Annotated in this window: 3 protein-coding genes; 1 reads left to right on the plus strand and 2 read right to left on the minus strand. The window is 37.1% G+C overall.

All coding sequences use genetic code 11. The features are described 5' to 3' along the window. Window positions 1-133: 133 nt before the first annotated feature. Both OZD70_RS05875 and OZD70_RS05880 read right to left on the minus strand, forming a co-directional pair. Entirely contained in the window at window positions 134-889 is a 756-nt protein-coding gene (locus OZD70_RS05875) for an SDR family oxidoreductase (RefSeq protein WP_182184038.1), read from the minus strand. Further along, window positions 876-1,691 carry a YihY/virulence factor BrkB family protein gene (locus OZD70_RS05880; protein WP_275021565.1) on the minus strand — a complete coding sequence of 272 codons (816 nt, stop codon included), beginning with the start codon at window positions 1,689-1,691 and terminating at the stop codon, window positions 876-878. The genes OZD70_RS05875 and OZD70_RS05880 overlap by 14 nt, the downstream gene beginning before the upstream one ends. A gap of 135 nt (window positions 1,692-1,826) precedes the next feature. On the opposite strand from OZD70_RS05880, the gene OZD70_RS05885 reads away from it, so the two are divergent. Beyond that, window positions 1,827-2,156, plus strand: coding sequence for a TrbC/VirB2 family protein (locus OZD70_RS05885; RefSeq protein WP_275021567.1), 330 nt, complete (start codon window positions 1,827-1,829; stop codon window positions 2,154-2,156). Window positions 2,157-2,371: the final 215 nt, after the last annotated feature.

The following is a 2,371-nucleotide window of genomic DNA, read 5'->3' on the forward strand; positions in this document are numbered from 1 at the left end:
TGCATTCCCGAACAATTTGATGCATCATTTTCATGACAAAAACGTCTTAACTTTCTCTCTACTTTTTCTGGGTAAGGTCAGCTAACACGTAGCGGGATGATGGTTTCTCAAATCGTCGTTAGCTATATGTAATTTATTCGGGAGATTTGCTAAGCGGTAAGATTTCTCCTGATACGCTGCAATCGTTAGAAGCGAGCTCCACAAATTTGTCTGTTAGTTTATCAGGTGACACCAATTCAGATCCAGGAAATGCCTGCTCACTACCTACAGGTCCTTTCGTGTATACAGCGTTTACACATAATTTTGTATGTTTTGTCTCAGATGCATATATCTGCACCATTATTTCTAGTGCAACTTTACTTGCAGCATACGGCATCCAATATGGATAAGAGGAAGGAGAAAGTGTCACCTCTGAGGTCATGAATATCACTCTTCCAGCATTAGACTTCTTTAGCATTGGATCTAAGTTTTTTAGTAAGTACCAATTGGCAGTAAAATTTGTATTCATTACATTCTGTAGCTCTTCAATCTCACAGTCGTGAATGGGGTTCAGTTTGCCTGAAATTCCAGTACACGCAACTAATATATCAAGTGCTCCAGATTCTGATAATTTCAGGCTTTCTATCATGTTTGTCAGTATCTTTACATTCTCAAAGTCTAAAAGATCAAGCTGAATTAGTTTCACAGAGCCTTCTTTAAATTCTTCAAGCTCTTCAATTTCATTATATAGTGGCTTGAGATTATCAAGAGATCTTGAAATCAGAATTACACATGCACCTTCTTTTACAAATCTTTTTGCAACAGCAGAGCCTATTTCACCTGAAGCTCCGGTGATTAAAGCTACTTTACCTTCTAACTTACTCATTTCTTTTTCCTTAGCGAGATTCATTGAAATATTTTAGCTGAAAATTAAATTTTGCTCCATATATAAAAATCAAACTTAGCATATAAAAAAATAGTAATGACACTACCATACCACCTAAACTTCCATATATCAAATTCAGTTGATCAAAGGAAGCTTTTAAGTATTGCTTGAAAGCTGAAGCAGAAATTGTCCAAAGAATAACAGCCACACAAGATCCAGGAAAGACGTCTGATAAATTTTGTTTTATGTTTGGCAACATAAAATATAGCCAAGAGACTACTGTGAAAAGTACAAATTCAATGAGGAGATATTTAGTATAACTAATCCCCTGATAGGAAAAATCAATTAGCATTGGCACTAATGTAGAGAACACTATAGTTAGAGTTATAATAAGCGTGATCACTAAAAATTGTAGTATACTGAGCAACCTTCTTAATATATAAGGTGGCGAAACCGGAACTTTATAAGCTTTGTTCAATATTGTTCTTAGCCCTTCAATTGTTGACGAGGCAGTCCAAACAGCGCCTACAATTGCTAAAGTTAGTAAGCTTTGCGGCGGGCCTGATATTATCTCCCTAATGCGTGGCATCAAAGATGCTAAGATATCCTGTGGCATGTTATCAACAATAAATGCCCAGCCGACGTTATATTGGTCTAAGAAATTTGCGAATGTTGACGCCACAGCCATTAAAACGATGAGAAAAGGAAATATTGATAACAGAATTAAAAATGATAAATACCCCGCGTGCTCCACTCCATCATTATAAATTGTGTCAATCAAAGCACGATAAAGGCAATAAACGATGCTGTAAAATTTCTGTAGCACTGCAATATAAACGAACCAAGAAAAGTATTCTAAATGAAATAAAGGATACTTTTAAGCAAAAAATCCTCACCATTTACTTAAATTTAATCAAAGTGAAGGATAATCCAGCATTAAATAGAAATTATCGGAGGCATAATGAAAAATTTTCTTCTACTTGTAGCTTTAATTCTCTCCTTTGCGTTTGATGCAGGTGCTCCTCCTGCTTCTACTTTTGTTGATAAAAATGATACAACATCATCAGTAATATGCAAGATAATAGGCTATACTCATGGCATAGGTGGCCCGATGATCACAATAGTGATAATTGGTGCAGCGTTGCTTGCAATATTCGGCAGAATGCCGTGGCCAGCGCTTTTTGCACTTGGTGCATTTACTGCTGTGTTTTTTGGCGCTCCTGTAGTCGTTTCAAAAATAACACCAGGAGGTGTGATTTGTAAAGACGGTGCAGTAGCGGATAATCCATAGAAATTATAGGAGGCGTAAACGTAGTTTTCTTTACTTGAAAGTGGTAAGCTTTACCACTTTCCGTTTCTATGATTACCTAATAAATTCTCTTTCTGTAATCATATCAGTTAAAGGCTGAATTCCAGCGTCACGCGCTGGAATGACAAGTTCGCGGCGGCATCCTCGTCATCCCGCCACGGTATCTCTAGATCCCGCTAACAAGTAGCGGGATGACG

Source organism: Wolbachia endosymbiont of Drosophila tsacasi, assembly GCF_028982115.1.
Taxonomy (GTDB): Bacteria; Pseudomonadota; Alphaproteobacteria; order Rickettsiales; family Anaplasmataceae; genus Wolbachia; species Wolbachia pipientis_B.